The 16,541-nt window shown below is 35.8% G+C and carries 16 protein-coding genes and 1 tRNA gene; 10 read left to right on the top strand and 7 right to left on the bottom strand.

Annotated features, from left to right (window positions below; translation table 11 throughout):
• Positions 1 to 108: 108 nt before the first annotated feature.
• Entirely contained in the window at positions 109 to 1,686 is a 1,578-nt protein-coding gene (pckA, locus tag M947_RS15095; protein WP_021286893.1) for a phosphoenolpyruvate carboxykinase (ATP), read from the bottom strand.
• 131 nt (positions 1,687 to 1,817) lie between these two features.
• Here pckA and M947_RS15090 point away from each other — a divergent pair.
• The 5 genes from M947_RS15090 (at position 1,818) to M947_RS15075 (ending at position 3,579) form a co-directional block, all read left to right on the top strand.
• Positions 1,818 to 1,893 (top strand) — tRNA-Val (locus tag M947_RS15090).
• A 205-nt stretch (positions 1,894 to 2,098) separates the two neighbouring features.
• The gene (locus M947_RS15085) at positions 2,099 to 2,254 is read left to right on the top strand and encodes a type II toxin-antitoxin system HicA family toxin (RefSeq protein WP_021286892.1); all 156 of its coding nucleotides are present in this window, start codon (positions 2,099 to 2,101) and stop codon (positions 2,252 to 2,254) included.
• A gap of 96 nt (positions 2,255 to 2,350) precedes the next feature.
• Complete coding sequence (locus M947_RS0111855) at positions 2,351 to 2,593, top strand: type II toxin-antitoxin system HicB family antitoxin (protein WP_021286891.1); 243 nt, start codon at positions 2,351 to 2,353, stop codon at positions 2,591 to 2,593.
• Positions 2,594 to 2,654: 61 nt separating this feature from the next.
• Positions 2,655 to 2,990, top strand: a complete 336-nt coding sequence (locus tag M947_RS15080) for a hypothetical protein (protein ID WP_021286890.1) — start codon at positions 2,655 to 2,657, stop codon at positions 2,988 to 2,990.
• Positions 2,953 to 3,579 (top strand): nucleotidyl transferase AbiEii/AbiGii toxin family protein, encoded by a 627-nt coding sequence (locus M947_RS15075; protein ID WP_021286889.1) that lies wholly within the window; start codon positions 2,953 to 2,955, stop codon positions 3,577 to 3,579. The genes M947_RS15080 and M947_RS15075 overlap by 38 nt, the downstream gene beginning before the upstream one ends.
• Before the next feature lie 18 nt (positions 3,580 to 3,597).
• Here the strand turns inward: M947_RS15075 and M947_RS15070 are convergent, their stop codons facing one another.
• Complete coding sequence (locus M947_RS15070) at positions 3,598 to 4,074, bottom strand: methylated-DNA--[protein]-cysteine S-methyltransferase (RefSeq protein WP_021286888.1); 477 nt, start codon at positions 4,072 to 4,074, stop codon at positions 3,598 to 3,600.
• A gap of 177 nt (positions 4,075 to 4,251) precedes the next feature.
• Here M947_RS15070 and M947_RS15065 point away from each other — a divergent pair, with 177 nt between their 5' ends.
• From M947_RS15065 to M947_RS15050, 4 genes are read left to right on the top strand one after another with little or no spacing between them, the layout of a single operon-like run.
• Positions 4,252 to 5,487 (top strand): apolipoprotein N-acyltransferase, encoded by a 1,236-nt coding sequence (locus M947_RS15065; protein WP_021286887.1) that lies wholly within the window; start codon positions 4,252 to 4,254, stop codon positions 5,485 to 5,487.
• Between the two features lie 50 nt (positions 5,488 to 5,537).
• Positions 5,538 to 7,640, top strand: coding sequence for an RNA degradosome polyphosphate kinase (locus M947_RS15060; protein WP_021286886.1), 2,103 nt, complete (start codon positions 5,538 to 5,540; stop codon positions 7,638 to 7,640).
• The gene (locus M947_RS15055) at positions 7,641 to 8,171 is read left to right on the top strand and encodes a gamma carbonic anhydrase family protein (RefSeq protein ID WP_021286885.1); all 531 of its coding nucleotides are present in this window, start codon (positions 7,641 to 7,643) and stop codon (positions 8,169 to 8,171) included.
• Entirely contained in the window at positions 8,172 to 8,786 is a 615-nt protein-coding gene (locus M947_RS15050) for a trimeric intracellular cation channel family protein (protein WP_021286884.1), read from the top strand.
• On the opposite strand, the gene M947_RS15045 is transcribed toward M947_RS15050, so the two are convergent.
• The gene (locus M947_RS15045) at positions 8,776 to 9,270 is read right to left on the bottom strand and encodes a nitrous oxide reductase accessory protein NosL (protein WP_021286883.1); all 495 of its coding nucleotides are present in this window, start codon (positions 9,268 to 9,270) and stop codon (positions 8,776 to 8,778) included. The genes M947_RS15050 and M947_RS15045 overlap by 11 nt on opposite strands.
• Positions 9,271 to 9,345: 75 nt before the next feature.
• Here M947_RS15045 and M947_RS15040 point away from each other — a divergent pair, with 75 nt between their 5' ends.
• A complete protein-coding gene (locus M947_RS15040) occupies positions 9,346 to 9,864 on the top strand; it encodes a redoxin family protein (protein WP_021286882.1) in 519 nt (172 codons plus the stop codon).
• A 297-nt stretch (positions 9,865 to 10,161) separates the two neighbouring features.
• Here the strand turns inward: M947_RS15040 and M947_RS15035 are convergent, their stop codons facing one another.
• The 4 genes from M947_RS15035 to M947_RS15020 all read right to left on the bottom strand — a co-directional run bounded on the left by M947_RS15035 (position 10,162) and on the right by M947_RS15020 (position 16,489).
• Entirely contained in the window at positions 10,162 to 13,578 is a 3,417-nt protein-coding gene (locus M947_RS15035; RefSeq protein WP_021286881.1) for a molybdopterin-dependent oxidoreductase, read from the bottom strand.
• Between the two features lie 10 nt (positions 13,579 to 13,588).
• The gene (nrfD, locus tag M947_RS15030) at positions 13,589 to 14,494 is read right to left on the bottom strand and encodes an NrfD/PsrC family molybdoenzyme membrane anchor subunit (RefSeq protein ID WP_021286880.1); all 906 of its coding nucleotides are present in this window, start codon (positions 14,492 to 14,494) and stop codon (positions 13,589 to 13,591) included.
• Positions 14,494 to 15,132 carry a 4Fe-4S dicluster domain-containing protein gene (locus tag M947_RS15025; protein ID WP_021286879.1) on the bottom strand — a complete coding sequence of 213 codons (639 nt, stop codon included), beginning with the start codon at positions 15,130 to 15,132 and terminating at the stop codon, positions 14,494 to 14,496. Before M947_RS15025 ends, nrfD begins: the two co-directional genes overlap by 1 nt.
• A gap of 274 nt (positions 15,133 to 15,406) precedes the next feature.
• Positions 15,407 to 16,489, bottom strand: a complete 1,083-nt coding sequence (locus M947_RS15020; RefSeq protein WP_021286878.1) for a SpoIIE family protein phosphatase — start codon at positions 16,487 to 16,489, stop codon at positions 15,407 to 15,409.
• Positions 16,490 to 16,541: the final 52 nt, after the last annotated feature.

Genomic DNA, 16,541 nt, shown 5'->3' with positions numbered 1-16,541 from the left:
AACTATAGTTTTCTTCTGGAAGTGGGACTTTAGTCCCGCCCAAAAGGCTTAAAACTTTAGTTTTAAAGCCACTCAAGGCGAGGTTAAAGCCTCACTTCCAACTCAACTCTATAACTTTGGTCCATATGGTGCAAAGTCTGTATGCTCTTCTGTCTGGTACTTAGTGTAGTTCTCTATAAACATTTTTGCTAATCTATCTCTTGTAGTATCAAAAAGTTTTTTATCGCTCCACGCATTGCGAGGGTTTAAGATATTAGGATTTATATCTCCTAGAGTTTTTGGAACTTGAAGCCCAAAGACTTCAATAGTATCAAACTCACTATCTTTTATAGTTCCATCTAGTATAGCATTTATGCAAGAGCGAGTATTTTTGATGCTCATGCGTTTTCCAACACCATAACCCCCACCAGTCCAACCAGTATTTACAAGATATACATGAACATTGTGTTTGTCTATTTTCTCTCCTAAAAGATTGGCATAAACTGTTGGATGAAGTGGCAAAAAAGCCTCCCCAAAACAAGCTGAGAAAGTTGCAACTGGCTCAGTTACACCTCTCTCTGTCCCAGCTACTTTTGCAGTATACCCGCTTAAAAAATAGTACATTGCTTGCTCTTTAGTAAGTTTTGAAACTGGAGGGAGTATCCCAAATGCATCAGCAGTTAGGAAAATTATGTTTTGCGGGTGTCCAGCCATCAAGTCTTCTTTATGGTTCTCTATATGTTCTATTGGGTAAGAGACACGAGTATTTTCTGTTTTTGAGCTGTCTTCATAATCAACCTCTCCCTCTCCATACATAACGACATTTTCTAAAAGAGCATTGGTTCGTATAGCATTATATATTTCAGGCTCGCTCTTTGCGTCTAGATTTATAACCTTAGCATAGCATCCACCCTCAAAGTTAAAGACCCCGTGGTTATCCCAACCATGCTCATCATCTCCGATAAGAGCTCGTTTTGGATCTGTACTTAGTGTAGTTTTACCAGTTCCGCTAAGCCCAAAGAAGAGTGCAGTATCTCCATCTTCTCCAACATTTGCAGAGCAGTGCATTGCAAGTTTTCCCTCTAGTGGCAACCAGTAGTTCATCATAGAAAAAATCCCTTTTTTCATCTCACCACCATACCAAGTACCGCCTATAATGGCTATGTTATTCTCAACATCAAAAAGCACAAAAACTTCTGAGTTTAGACCATGTTCTTCCCATTTTTCATTTACCGCTTTACAAGCGTTTAGAACTGTAAATTCTGCATTAAAAACTTCTAACTCTGAGCTAGTTGGGCGGATAAACATATTTTTTACAAAGTGGGATTGCCATGCTATCTCAGAGACAAAACGAACTGATCTCTTAGATGCTGCAGAGGCACCACAAAAAGCATCTGTGACGTAAATATCTTTTCCTGAGAGTTGTTTTTTAGCAACCTCAAGAAGCTCTTGAAAAATCTCAGCAGAGACCTTTTTGTTTACGTCCCCCCAAGCTATATATTTGTTTGATGGATCGCGATCTACAAAGTACTTATCTTGTGGGCTACGACCTGTAAAGATACCTGTATCAACCGCAGTAGCACCCGTCTTTGTCTGAGCACACTCACCGTTGTCAAGTTCATGTTGTATAAGTTCATCATAGCTTAAATTATGATGAATTTTACCAATATTTTGTAATCCTAATTCTTCTAACTCTCTTAAGTGCATAACCTACCTTTTGGGTACTTTTTTTGTAGTTGGAATTATACACTCTATAAACATAAAATAAATATAAATATTTGCCCTAAATCAAGAAAAATTACTTTAAGGATTATAAGCTACAATGTCACTCTTAATTTGCTCGCATAACTCAGTTGGTAGAGTATTACCTCGACAAGGTAAGAGTCACTGGTTCGAGTCCAGTTGTGAGCACCATCCTACTTTTTATGTAAAATAGTCGTCAATTCTAAATATCAAGTACACTTTTCATCTAATATTAAATTGCTAACCTTTTACTCATTTCACTGAAAAACACTTCGTATGAAGTTTTGTAATTAAGTGCTTTTCTAAGTCTATGCTTTCATAAGTAGCATCAAATAAAGATTTAACTTTTGATGAGCTTCAAGGTTTGCTCTTTACTTTGGGTTATGAAAAGATAGAAGGCAGTGGTTCTGCTGTAAAGTTTTACAACAAAGAAAAAGATAATCTTATAAACTTACATAAGCCACTTCCAAGTAATGTTTTAAAAATATATCTTATAAAACAGATACAGTTAAATTTAATGGAAACATTATAAATAGCTAATACAATTCAATATAAGGGGTACATAGGCTCCATAGAGTACTCTAGTGAAGATAAACTATTTTTTGGAAAGATAGAGCTTATTGATGATTTGGTAACTTTTGAAGCAGACAGTGCAAGTGAGCTTGAGATTAACTTTGCTAAAGTTGTTGATGAGTATCTCCAAACTTGTAAAGAGCTAGGAAGAAAACCACAAAAGACATACAAAGGTGTGTTTAATGTCAGAATAGACCCTAAACTACATCAAAAAATTCATAAAGAGGCTTTAAAAGCAGGTGTCTCTTTAAATGCTTTTATTCAAAATGTGCTAACTTCAAAAGTAGCGACAGTATAAAACTAAAACCCAACCTGTACTTTTAACCACAGTGTGATAAAATCACTACAAGGAGTTTCTAATGCTTAACAAAAAAATAAAACTTTTTGAAAAATTACGAGATAAGGGAATATTTTGGAGCTACAGCAAAAGTGCTAACTATGAAGAGATTGGCTCACATCTTTTTATAGAGCATCTTTTAAAGTATGGCGATTTTGATGATATAAAAATTGGATTTGAACTTTTTGAAAAAAGATATATAAAAAAAATTTGGAAAGAAAAACTAAAACCTGATAAAAGTTTTATCAAAACAAATCTTATGTTAGCAAGAGTATTTTTCGGTATGGATGTGGAGAGCAACTACTTTAAAGGGATTAAAAATGCAAGATTTGAAAAACTTAAACTGCTTGCTTCCTAAGACTAAAAAACTACTTCTTGATATGATAGAAAAATGTAGTTATTTACACAAGTATGTATTGGTAGGTGGCAGTGCCTTAACATTGCATATATATCATAGAAAAAGTGAATATTTAGATTTTTTTACTTACGATGATAGTTTTGATAAAAGAGAAATTTTTGACTTTATAAAAGGATTTGAATCAAAAGAGATTATCAATCAAACCGATACACAGATGGATTTGCTTTTAAATGGTGTAAAAGTTACATTTTTTAATGCAAAGTGGAATTTTTTAAAGCCACAAAAAATTGTTGATTTTAATCTTGCAACGATAGAGATGATTGCTGCTATGAAAGTTAATGTACTTTTTTTAAGAGCAAAATATAGAGACTATTATGATATTTACTTTTTAGTTAAAAAATGTATGGGACTCAAAGATATATACAGAGCAAGCGAAAATATAGTTGAGGGAGTAACATTTAAACTTTTTGCCGTAGCACTAATATATATTGATGATATAGAAGATGATAATATAGACTATCTAGAACCGATAAAGAAGATAAAAAAAGAGGCGATTAGAGATTTTTTTCAAAAAGAATTACAAAAATAGCATAAACAAGGCTATTTTCTAAAGAGTTTCACTCTCAAGAGAGAGCAAAAATTTTTTTTTATCTAATCCTCCGCTATAACCACCCATACCACCATCTGAAGCTATAACTCTGTGACATGGTATAAGAATAGAGATGGGATTTTTTCCATTAGCATTTGCAACTGCTCTTATAGCTTTTGGATTACCAAATTTTTTTGCTTCTGTTGCATATGAGATTGTTTCGCCATAAGGTATGTCCAGAAGTGTCTTCCATACTCCCTTTTGAAACTCTGTTCCACTTGGAGACAAGGGAAGGGTAAACTCTTTTCTCTCTCCTGCAAAATACTCAAAAATCTCCTCCTCTAGCCTAAGTAAAAGAGGAGATGAAACATTAATCATTTGAAAAACCTCACCATCCTTTACAAAATCAAAGGAGGTTATGGCTCCATCATCTGCCGTAGCGATCATGTTGCCTATGGGAGTAGTGATAATACGACTATAAAGTTGGTTTTGCATATAAAATTTACCTCTCTTGTTTGTAGTTTTTTTATGAAGATTTAATATTTCATAGATCTCTATTATAGAGTATGATTACTAAATAATTTCACAGTCTCTTAAGCAATAAGCTAGATGTTGGATTTATTTTAATACTTTCTTAACTCTATCTTTACTATAAACTCTCTATAATTTCAAATGATTGAAAAAATAACAACTTTTAAAAATAACCACACACTTGTCTTTAATCTTCTTGTTGGCTTATTAACTGCTCTTTTATTTAGTGCTTTTATCTACTTTGAGCATTGGGGTTTTAGCTTTAAACTCATAAACACTCTCTTTGGTCTTGCTTCTATTGCACTTTTTTTATACATTCCAAAAAGAGCGGTTTTAGCTGCTGGCTTTTTTATAGGGCTGCTTTGGTTTTACTGGATAGGTTATAGCTTTGAGTACACTGGAGTTGGATATCTCACTCCCTTTGTAAGCTTTGGGTTTGCCATCATCTATATGCTCTTTTTTGGTGCTTTAGCTCTTAGTAAAGAGGTCTGCATAAGAGCTCTTTTACTCTTTGGGCTTAGTTTTTTTGAGCCATTTGATTGGAATTGGATGCAAATCGAGCTTGTCTTTGTTGAGAGTTTCATCGGCATTCATAAGTATCAACTTATTATAGTCTTGCTCGCTCTTAGCTTGCCCCATTACATAAAAAAACCTTACAAATACGCACCTCTAGCTCTACTCATTCTAGCTATAAACTTCAACACTTATGAGCCAAAGGCTCCCGAACTTAGTATCAAGCTTGTAAGTACCGATATCGCACAAGATAAAAAATGGAAAAAGGAGAGTCTTCGCTCTACTATAGATATGATTTTTAAAGAGATTGAGGATGGAATTGTCAAAAAGTATGATATAGTAGTCTTCCCTGAGTCTGTCTTTCCGCTCTATATGAACCATAATCAACTTCTTATAGATAAGCTTTTACAATATTCTAAACATATTAGCATAATAGCAGGTACACTTTACAAAGAGAATGGACACAATTACAATGTTACATACTTGTTTGAAAATGGACAATTTGAAGTTGCTAAAAAGCTTGTTTTAGTTCCCTTTGGCGAGTATATCCCACTTCCAAAATTTGCGCAAGACTATATAAATGAGGTGTTCTTTGCAGGAGAAGCGGACTTTGAGACTGCAAAAGAGCCAACTGATTTTAACATAAAAGGTGTAAAGTTTAGAAATGCTATCTGCTACGAGGCAACTTGCAGTGAACTCTATGATGGTGAGGTAAATTTTATGATAGCCATCAGCAATAATGCTTGGTTCGCACCAAGTATTGAGCCAACTATTCAAAATCTTTTAATGCGTTACTATGCTAGAAAAAACAATACTATTATATACCACTCAGCAAATTATAAAGGCAGTGGAGTTATAAAATGATAATAACATTTAGATATAATTAAAAAAAATAATTTTGGGGCAAAAAATATATGATAAATCTCAAAAATCCAGACCTCTATAACAACCGTGAACTCTCGTGGTTACAGTTTAATACTAGAGTTTTAAAACAGGCTCAGGATGAGTCACTTCCACTCTTAGAGAGACTAAAATTTCTAGCCATCTACGGGACGAATTTAGATGAATTTTATATGATTAGAATTGCTGGGCTGAAAAAACTATTTGCTGCTGGTATCATAGTCTCAGGAGCTGATAGACTTACACCTATGCAACAACTTCTTGAGATAAGAACCTACTTGCATCAAGAACAACAGGTCGTGGAACATTGCCTAAGTTCCATCTTAAAAAAGCTTGAAGTTGAGGGCATCTTTATAAAATCTTATGAAAAAGTAAGCCAGACCCAAAGAGGTACTTTAAAGAAATTTTTTTATGAAAACATCTACCCAGTTATTATTCCCATAGCAGTAGATGCAACACACCCCTTTCCTCATTTAAATAACCTAAGTTTTGGACTTATTGTAAAGCTCAGAGATATGGAGAATGAGACTATTGAGAGAACTGGCATCATAAGAGTGCCTCGTGTTATTAGTAGGTTTATAGAGCTTAATGATAGCGTTTATGTACCTATAGAATCACTCGTTGTTCAGCATATTCAGGACCTCTTTCCGGGTTATAAGCTTATAAAGTACGCATCTTTTAGAGTTACAAGAAATGCAGATATGGAGATAGAAGAAGAGGAAGCTGATGACTTTATGGAGATTTTAGAAGAGGGCTTGAAACTTCGCAGAAAAGGCGAGATGGTAAGACTTGAAGTCGGTAGTGATTCAGATAAAGAACTTTTAAACTTTTTTAACAGACACGCAAATGTTTACAAAGATGATATATATAGATTTCATACCTTTTTAAACCTCTCTAGCCTTTGGCAAATTGTCTCAAACAAAAATTTTGCACACCTTTTGCACCCGTCATTTAAGCCAAAAACTCTACCTCCATTTGACCATGATGAAAATATATTTACAGCCCTAGAGAAGCAAGATGTTTTAATGTACCATCCATATGAAAGTTTTGAGCCAGTTATAAAGCTAATACAAAGTGCTGCAAAAGACCCTGATACAGTCTCCATCAAGATGACACTTTACCGTTCAGGAACCAACTCACCGATAGTTCAAGCTCTGATGGCAGCATCTGAGAGTGGAAAACAAGTGACTGTTATGGTTGAGTTAAAAGCAAGGTTTGATGAAGAGAATAACCTTATCTGGGCAAAAGCACTTGAAAAGGCTGGTGCACATGTAATTTATGGCATCAAAGGTTTTAAAGTTCATGCAAAAGCAGCATTAGTTACTAGAAGAAAACATGGAAAACTAAAGCAGTACGCCCATATAGGTACAGGAAACTATAATCCATCAACTGCAAAAATCTACACAGACATGAGCTATATGACCTCAAAAGATGTCATCACAAATGATTTAACAAAGTTTTTTCACTTTCTAACTGGCTTTAGCAAAAAGGGCAAACTTGATGAGCTTTATATGTCTCCAGCACAGATCAAACCAAAAGTTTTATCTCTTATAAACAATGAGGCTAGACGAAAAAAAGATGGTCAAATTATTGCAAAACTAAACTCTTTGGTTGATGAAGATGTTATTTGTGCTCTCTATAGAGCATCACAAGCTGGGGTAAAAGTAGAGCTTATAGTACGTGGTATCTGTTGCTTAAAGCCTGGTATCGAGGGAGTTAGCGAAAATATCAGGGTTATCTCTATCTTAGGTAAATATTTAGAACACCCTAGAGTTTTTTACTTTAAAAATGATGCAAGTCAAGTCTATATATCTTCAGCTGACTGGATGCCAAGAAACTTAGTAAGAAGGATAGAGCTTTTAACTGCCATCAAAGATGAAGAGTCAAAAAGTAAAATCCTACAGATATTAAAACTTCAAGGCTCTGATAACGCTTTAGCACATGAACTTCAAAGTGATGGTTCATACAAAAGAGTAGCAAGAGCATCACAAGATGAGAAGATTATCAACAACCACAAACTACTAGAAGAGTTTGTAAACAAAATTTCAAAAGCGAGCAAAAAAGAGACGCAAAGAAGTCTCTCACAAATTATGTTACGACTTTTTTCGGAGGATTAAATGACTTATAAATTTAGAAATATTTCACCAACTATTGGTAAAAACACTTGGATAGCTCCATCAGCTGATGTTATTGGCGATGTAACTTTTGGGCAAGATTGCTCCATCTGGTTTTCAACCATCATTAGAGGAGATGTGCATTTCATTAAAATTGGCGATAGAGTTAGCGTTCAAGACTTAAGCATGATTCATGTCACTCACTACAAAAAAGATGATAAAAGTGATGGTCATCCTACTATTGTAGGCGATGATGTAACCATAGGTCACCGAGTTATGCTTCATGGATGCACCATAGAAAATGCTTGTCTTATAGGGATGGGCGCTACTATTTTAGATGGAGCTGTTATTGGCAGGGAGAGCATTGTAGGAGCTGATGCTCTTGTGACAAAAAACAAAGTTTTCCCACCTCGCTCTCTTATTATGGGAAGCCCTGCAAAAGTTGTCAGAGAACTAAGTGAAGAAGAGGTAAAAGAGCTCTATGCATCTGCTAAGAGATATGTAAGTTTTAAAAATGAGTACCAGAACCAGTAGATGCCAGAGTTTTTTATACTTGCCGATATCATCGGCATTATGGCTTTTAGCATCAGTGGTTTTCTTATAGCTATAAAAAACAAACTTGATATGTTAGGGATACTTATAGCCTCAGCCTTAACAGCACTAGGAGGTGGAATCATACGAGATGCAATTCTGGGCTCAACTCCTTTTGCTTTTAGTTCTTTGTATCCGGCCATCACCCTATTTTTGAGTCTTTTTGGAGCTTTTATTTTTAAACTTTACAATAAGCCATCACTGGAACAAAAGTGGATTTTTGTGGTGAGTGACACTATAGGGCTTGTCGCCTTTAGTATAACAGGGGCGATTTTGGCAATAAATGCCGAATATAATTTTTTTGGTATTATGATATTGAGTTTTATAACTGCCATGGGCGGTGGAGTTACAAGAGATGTTATGATAAACCAAGTTCCAACGGTTCTTATAAGTGACTTTTATGGCTCTATTGCAGTCATAGTAGCACTACTTTTAGCACTTCTAGAAACACTTGGAACATTAAATGCACTAAGTATTTCAAGTGTGGCAATATTCTCTATACTACTAAGACTTATAGCCTTTAAACGAGGCTGGCAACTGCCTAAATTTAACGCTTAAAGTCTTTTTTTGCAACTTCAAGTGCCCCTTTAAAACTCATAATCTCTCCACCATACTTAGCTTGAAACTCTTTAGCCATAGACCTATTTAAAAAAGCATACTTACTAACTCTAGTCATCGTTCCTCTTACGTTACTTCCAACTACATAGTAAGCATCACCAACTGGGATAAATTTTAGTGAGTCAACATCAACAACTTTAGGATTTTTAAGAGTTACCCCCTCTCCCAAATGCTCTTCTAGGCAGTGAATCGAGCAGTATTGATAGTGGTGTTTTTCATCCTCGGCTGCATGGCTAGTCTTATAGTACATTATCAAGTTCATACCGCATCTCACACAAAACTCTTTGTTCTTGCCACTTTGAGTTAGAGTGGCTTCTGCTGGTGAGACCGACTGAAACATAGTTGACTTTACATGTGGCTCTTTATCTATAGTACATCCAGCAAAAAGCAGAGCTATAACTAAAGTTGCATATATTTTTCTCATTTTTTTATCCTTGTGTTTTTATTATTAATGTATATTAACATCTAAGCATTAAATAAGTGTTAAAGTGACTAGATTATGACAAAAAGTATAAACATTAAACAAAAGCTAAAAAAGTATATAAAAGAGATAGCTCTTTTTATAATTATTATGACAGTGATCGCAAATCTCCTTAGTCTATATAAAAGTATGGATTTAAACAAACAAAGGCTCCAAGAGATGAGCATCACTCTCTTAGATAATACAAGCTATTCACACCCAAAAGACAAACCTATTTTAATTCATTTTTGGGCCACTTGGTGCCCAACTTGTAAGATAGAGGCATCAAATATACAGAGCATCTCACAAAAGTATGAAGTGCTAAGTGTTGCTGTAAACTCTGGCAGTGATGAGAAGATAAAAGAGTATATGAGTAAAAATAGTTTTGATTTTAAAGTCTATAATGATGAGAGTGGTTTTTTTGCAAAAGAGTTTAAGATTGCGGCTTATCCAACTACTTTTATATATGACAAAGACAGAAATCTAATCTTTAGTGAGGTTGGTTTTACAAGCACTTTAGGTTTATACTTTAGAATGTGGGTAGCAGATAAGTTTTAATAATTGAATACTCTGAACAATTATTAAGTTAGATCCTGAATCAAGTTCAGGATGACGCGTATTTCGTCATTCCGTACTTGACACGTATTTCGTCATTCCGTGCTTGACACGGAATCTAGTTTATAAATTAATCAGAAGGTTCAATTAAATAGAGAAATTGTGAAATAATTCGGAAGTGAGGCTTTAGCCTCGCCTATTTTGCAGGACTCATCGCGGAGAACGCTATTGGTTAGCGCTCCCAAAAAATCCCACTTCCGGAAGAAAACTATAGTTATTTACAGTCTCAAAGAGCCCTCTTTAGCTCTTTAGGTTTACCTCATAAGCCTTGTCTGAAAGTGGTACCCATGGGCGTTTTATATGTTTTGGACGGCGCAATTTATCGTTTGCATCTAGTCCACGAGTAAGATCATCTCTCCACCCTTTGTAAATCTTAAAGTTGTTTTCATAGTTTACATAAATATCACCTATCTTATCGCCACTTTGAGCAGGTTCTAAGATAACTTTTTGATGCCAACAGTGCATTCCAGATATTGGATCTGGATGAGCAGCAGCTACAGCATTTTGCCATGAACCACTTAGTCCATCCCACCAGATATTACCACTATCACGGTTATAATCAGCAAATCTAGCGGCATGAAAAGGTTTAATACCCTCTACATACTTTAGCTTTCCTATTTTACCATCCATTTGAAGCTCAGCAGTTGGAACACCAAAGCTATTGAGTCCACCTGTTCCATCATAGTCTTCAATCTTAATTTGACCACCATCTCTACCTGCATTCTCAGGAGAGTGTGCCATAAAAGCAGGGTCATTCATATCTCTTTTTACTGGCTGTGAATTAACTTTACCAGCACTTACTCCATTTGGAATTGTGACTGAATTTACAAGTTTCCATCTACCACCATGATGTGAACACGCTAGTGTACCAGGGAGTACTCCCTCAGTAGGAACTGCCATAGCTACAAAGTAACCAGACTCTAAACCTGTAACACTATCTGTAATCCTTACACGAATAGCATCTCCACGTTTAAATCCTTGACGAGCTGCATCTGGGGTTGAGATCCAAACAGGGTCATGGTTTTGTGAAATCTCCATAAGATGTTTCGAGTTAGCTGAACGGGTATGAATGTTGTAAGGAAGTCTAAATACAGTATTTAGTGCATACGAATTCTCTTCAGTCATATACATATGATTTACATGCGATACGATATGAACCATCTCCTTTTTCTCCTCTTCACTTCTTGGATAAAAAGGTATAGCATACTCTGGCCACTTCCAATCATCCGCAAGCCACTCACAAAAGAAGTCAAGTTTTTTATCTATAGTAGCAAAACCTTCCATCTTTTTACCATCAATCTCAATACCTATAGACTTCTTCTTGCCATGGCTATCAGCCGTCATAACACCAGTTCTTTCATCTATGGTTACATCATTTTTATCATACTTATGACCATGTGAGATATAGTTCTCTCCATCATCTATAACTTCTCTCTCTTGAGGTGAGTAGATATGGTTTTCTTCCAGCCAAGTACCATGGTCTCTCATATACTCATAGATTGGAAACTCTGCATTTTTATATCTTGAGTCTGACGTCGCAGTAGCTTTGAGATTTGGTAAGTTATCACCAAATGCTGCATCATACCACTCTGCGATAGTAACAGGAGTTCCTGGAGTTTTCTTAGACTCCCACATAGATTTAATCGACTTAGTCTTAGCATCATCTAAGAAGATATCGCCTTTTGGATCTACATAGTTTACACACAGATCAAACCAAAATTCATTCTCTTCCCAAACTTCCCCAAGACCTGCTTTTATATGAGCTTCTAGAGTAGCACGATTTGGATTTTTAGGCTTCCATCCCATCTTCTCTAGTGCTACGCGCATAACAGGTTGACGAAATGATGTCCAGCGAGCTGGCATTGTAGCCTCAGAGTGTTGGTCATGTCTCTCACCAGCAAGACCGACAGGCAAGATATAATCGACATACCAGTTAGTCTCAGACCATACAGGAGATAGGTTAAATGTTAGCTCCATCTTCTTTTCATCTTTAATAGTCTCTATCCATCTAAAACCATCTGGATTTATCCAAACTGGGTTATACATACGAGGGATCCAAACAGCTAATTTTTGAGGAACATTAAGGCCTCTATCTATCCACTTTTGTTGCCACTCTTTATCTGAGAGAAGATGTGGTAGTAAAAATGACAGCTCATAAGAAGCAAGAGGCCATTCAGGTGGCCAAGAAAGCTCATTGTAAACATCTACTTTTGGAATATCAGCACCTCTTTTTCCTTGACCGATAGTAGCACTTCCACCTTTTCCAGCAACTGAAATAACATGCCAGTGATGGAAAAATGTACCACCCTCAGGTCCAATCGCACCGCGAAGTGCAAGTGAGAAGTAACCAGTTCTTCCTGCTGTCCATCCACCACGATTACCCGCAGATGAAGCTCTCCAGTAGTATGAAGACACAGAAGTTCCAGCCCAAATAAACATATCATATAACTCTTCAATCTTATGAGCAGGAACACGAGTCTCTTTAGATGCATACTCAAGTGTAAATGGAGCATAAGTCTCTTTTAAAACTTCTAAAAAATCTTCAAACCCATCTCCACTAGGAACTTTAGATATATAGCCTTTGCTAACCATATACTCTAAGTATTGTTTATTGTCTAAGAACACTTCCCAATTTATCCACTTTTTAACAAACTCTTTATCAACTTTGCCTTCACTTAATACTCTTTGAGCTAAGTATAGATATATAGCTGGTTCAGTTCCAGGCCACGCAGATATCCACAAATCTGCCATACCAGCAGAGTTAGATAGGCGCGGATCCATAACTACGAGCTTAGCACCTTTTGCTCTTGCATCTGCAATAAAAGAGGCTGATTGTTGAAAGTAGTGTCCAGCATCAGCAGCATGAGATGAATTTAAGAAGATAAGTTTTGCATTTGCCCAGTCTGGAGATGGTCTATCATCGTTTGCAAACTGTATGATTCCTGTACGAGCGTTTGCTGAACAGATATTAGTGTGTGAGTTAAATGCGTCACAGCCTAGTGTATGCCAAACCTTACCAGTAAAGCCATTTTCATTTGGACGACCAACATGAAACATTACAGTTTTTTTAGATAACTCATCACCAACTCTAAGAGTATCGCCCATTTTTTTACCAATGGCAGTCATTGCCTCATCCCAAGTTGTACGGACCCATTTACCTTCCCCACGAGCAGAACCAGGAGCACGCTTAAGTGGAAATGCGATACGGTCTGGATCATACATTTGGCTTTGCGATGCGTAACCTTTTGCACAGTTTCTTCCGCGAGACCCAGCATGAAGAGGATTACCCATATACTTCTTAACTGTAAAAGTTTTCTTGTCTATCCATGCAGTTAAACCACAAGAAGCCTCACAGTTAGAACATGCAGTTGGAACTATCATATAGTCGTTTACTTCTATACCCTCTGGATTATCCGCACTTCTTACACCATGACGATCAATCCCGCCTCTTTTCCAATCATTGCCATCAAGCTCTTTAAAGTCAGCCCACTCCTCCATCGGAGGATAGAATGACAGTGAATCTGGAGTATTTGTAAATTTGCTATCTTTAACAGACTCAGCTTGTGCGTCTGTTGTAAATACGCCCTTAGCAATAACAGCACCAGCAACAGTGAATGCGGCGCCTTTTAAAAATGTTCTTCTACTTTGTAAATACATCTAATTCTCCCTAACTCATTGGTAATAATTGTGGAATAGTTAACCAGACATGTTTAACTAGCCACAGACCTACAAGCGCTAAAATCGCTGCAAGTTTTAAAATATTTTCGCTCTTTGAAGCTCTACTTAAAATAATAAGCAACATTGGTAAAAGATATGTTATCCATTGTCCTAGCCAAAACATCACTGTATATGGTCCATCACCTTTGATGTATTCTAAAACAAAAGCTACTTCTTCAGCTTTCATAGGACCAAAAACATACTCTGACATATATAAGATAAAAGACATTAAAGCACTTAGACCTAAGACTACGCCTAGAGTCTGTTTAGCTTCATAGTTTAGTTTGTTGCCACCTAGTAGAATCATAAATGCTGAACCAGCCAGAAGTGCTGCAAGCATCATTTGAGCTGATTCTGTTGGCATCTGCCACAATTCACGAGCCGTACATTGTGACATAAGAGCTGCTGTATAGAGTGTAACAGGGATTGCTAAAATCACCACCCAAGTTAGTATTTTATCAAAGAGTGCATCATCTTTTTTGATAAAGCTAACAAATGCAAGAAGAAATAGTAAACCTACAAATATTGTAGCCATCCAAGCTCCGACAGTAATTGCTGAAGAGAGATGAGGATAGAAGAAAATATGCCACATTCTAAATGGTTGATGCAGATCCGCTAGAGTAAAAAGTAAAAAGATATGGATAAAGATAAGAGCTACTACTGTTGTAGGAAATCTTAGACCCTTTACTTGATCTGGATACTGCCTAATAAGCAAAAACAACATAAAGATAACACCAGTACCAATACTCTTCGCCCACATATTAACTGTAACCAACCAAGGCCAAACAATTCCAGGAATTGCCGCATCTAAAGTAACCACAGCATTCGTTGCTGCTAAAATTTCATGTGCCGCCATTAGTGTGCTCCTCCTACTGGAAGTGTAGTTATCTTGTTAAACAGTGAGTGACCATCTACTCTTTTTGAAGCAAGAGGATTTAAGCTAACATTACCACCATTTACATAGAAGTGATGAGGGTTTGTACCTTTTTCTGGTTTTCTAACCTGAACATTACTTTGATTTTTTTGGATATATTTAGAGATATTTGATGTTGGATCATCCAAGTCACCAAAAATATTTGCCTGAACTGGACAAGCAACAACACAAGATGGCATCATTGAAGATGCAACGCGGTGAGCACAATAAGTACACTTATCTGCAGTTTGTGTTTGAGGGTCGATATATATCGCACCATAAGGACAAGCCATAACACAGCCTGCACAACCTATACAGCGTTCTTTATCAATGTTAACAATACCATTTTCTAAATAATGTAGAGCACTCACGGGACAGATTCTCACACAAGGTGCATTCTCACAGTGATTACATCTAAGAGGGGTAAAAGTTCTTTTTGTCTCTGGGAAAGTTCCCACATCTACATACTTAACACGAAGTCTCCATGTACTAAGTGGCACTTCATTTTCCACTTTACATGCGATCTCGCACCCTTTACATCCCATACACAGATGTAAATCAACTAGGAAACCTAATTGCATATATTCTCCTTTTGCTTAAATAATTTTAGGACATCTTCTATTTATAACAATAACTAATACACTTAAAAAGAAGCCGTTATAGTGCTAAACTAGGCTCTTTTACGTATGAAAAATAGTATCAAAGTAATCTTAAATTAGTTATAAATAAGTGATAATATTTTGATAAATAGCTTTTGTTGGGTAGTTTTGTTATCTTACTTAAAAAATAATTTATAATTAAGTATCATTTATAATTCTTAGGTAAAAAAACTTTACCTAAATAACAATTTTTTATTTATGTGACATTTTTTAAGTGAATAAGCGTAAAATCATCACTAAATTTATAATCATTTAAAGAGTTTGTGATGGAGTCTATAAGAGCTGGATTTTCTATAATCTCTTTAGGTTGAAACTGCTTTTGATCTTTGTACGAATGCTCTACAACCCCATCACTATGTATCATCATAGAATTCCATTTTGTAATATTTAGTTTTGATGGCTTTGGAGTTTTTGAAAAGTTCATAAATGGCAGATTGTTCGCTTTTACTCTATATATAGTGTTATCAACAAACTTTACTTTAAATGGATACATTCCACCTGAGACATAAGAGAGTTTAGTGGATTTAGGATTTATCAAAATCATAGTGTATGAGAGTTGTTCTAACTCCCCTAAGAAACTTCTTATAATAGGAAATATTTTTTTACATATCTTTTTTAGGTTCTGTTTTCCCGTTATCATCTCTTTTATGGTAGCAGATGTGGCAAAAACAGTCAAAGCAGGAGAAACTCCATGGCCTTGACCATCAAGTAAGTAGATAAACGTTGAGCCATCTTTTCTCTTAAATATGGAGTAAAAATCCCCACTTAAAATATCTGATGGATGGTAAATAACTTTGCATTTTTTTGGCTCAAACTCATTTACGATGCCACTTTGAAGTTTACTTCTTGCTATGTATTGTTGAGAGTTACCATACTCTAGTAGGTTTTGTACCTTAGCATTTAACTCTCTTAACTCAGTAATATCGTGACGGATGGAGATATACTCTAGGATATCCCCATCTTTTGAGAGTATTGGATAGATGCAAGCGTCTACTACATAGATGGTTCCATCTTTTCTTACATTTTTAAGAATTCCACGCCAAATTTTTTTGGCTTGTATAGTGTCCCAAAGCTCTTTAAAAAAAACACTTGGCGTATCTGGATTTCTAAGGATGGAGTGAGGACGACCTAGAAGTTCCTCTAGTGGATAACCAGAGGTTTCAACAAACTTTTCATTTGCATAGGTAATAGTTCCTTGAAGGTCTGATTTTGACACAATATTACTCTCATCAACAATATGTCTATACTGTTTGAGAATATTTGATTCATCTGTCTGCATAATATCATCTTTTTAAACAAAATTTAATTTTATTGTCAAAAAATTATAACTG

Origin of the sequence: Sulfurimonas hongkongensis (assembly GCF_000445475.1) — a bacterium.
In the GTDB taxonomy this organism is placed as follows: domain Bacteria; phylum Campylobacterota; class Campylobacteria; order Campylobacterales; family Sulfurimonadaceae; genus Sulfurimonas; species Sulfurimonas hongkongensis.
The sequence above is the reverse complement of the archived record's forward strand: the minus strand, read 5'-3'. Positions and strand labels throughout refer to the sequence as shown.

Excerpts from the sequence above, each read along its gene's own strand:
- M947_RS15050 (WP_021286884.1), top strand. The coding sequence starts at position 8,172 with ATGCCAGAGTTTTTTATACTTGCCGATATCATCGGCATTATGGCTTTT.
- M947_RS15055 (WP_021286885.1), top strand. The coding sequence starts at position 7,641 with ATGACTTATAAATTTAGAAATATTTCACCAACTATTGGTAAAAACACT.
- nrfD (WP_021286880.1), bottom strand. The coding sequence starts at position 14,494 with ATGGCGGCACATGAAATTTTAGCAGCAACGAATGCTGTGGTTACTTTA.
- M947_RS15065 (WP_021286887.1), top strand. The coding sequence starts at position 4,252 with ATGATTGAAAAAATAACAACTTTTAAAAATAACCACACACTTGTCTTT.
- M947_RS15080 (WP_021286890.1), top strand. The coding sequence starts at position 2,655 with ATGCTTAACAAAAAAATAAAACTTTTTGAAAAATTACGAGATAAGGGA.
- pckA (WP_021286893.1), bottom strand. The coding sequence starts at position 1,686 with ATGCACTTAAGAGAGTTAGAAGAATTAGGATTACAAAATATTGGTAAA.
- M947_RS15040 (WP_021286882.1), top strand. The coding sequence starts at position 9,346 with ATGACAAAAAGTATAAACATTAAACAAAAGCTAAAAAAGTATATAAAA.
- M947_RS15075 (WP_021286889.1), top strand. The coding sequence starts at position 2,953 with ATGCAAGATTTGAAAAACTTAAACTGCTTGCTTCCTAAGACTAAAAAA.
- M947_RS15060 (WP_021286886.1), top strand. The coding sequence starts at position 5,538 with ATGATAAATCTCAAAAATCCAGACCTCTATAACAACCGTGAACTCTCG.
- M947_RS15025 (WP_021286879.1), bottom strand. The coding sequence starts at position 15,132 with ATGCAATTAGGTTTCCTAGTTGATTTACATCTGTGTATGGGATGTAAA.
- M947_RS15045 (WP_021286883.1), bottom strand. The coding sequence starts at position 9,270 with ATGAGAAAAATATATGCAACTTTAGTTATAGCTCTGCTTTTTGCTGGA.
- M947_RS15035 (WP_021286881.1), bottom strand. The coding sequence starts at position 13,578 with ATGTATTTACAAAGTAGAAGAACATTTTTAAAAGGCGCCGCATTCACT.
- M947_RS15070 (WP_021286888.1), bottom strand. The coding sequence starts at position 4,074 with ATGCAAAACCAACTTTATAGTCGTATTATCACTACTCCCATAGGCAAC.
- M947_RS15020 (WP_021286878.1), bottom strand. The coding sequence starts at position 16,489 with ATGCAGACAGATGAATCAAATATTCTCAAACAGTATAGACATATTGTT.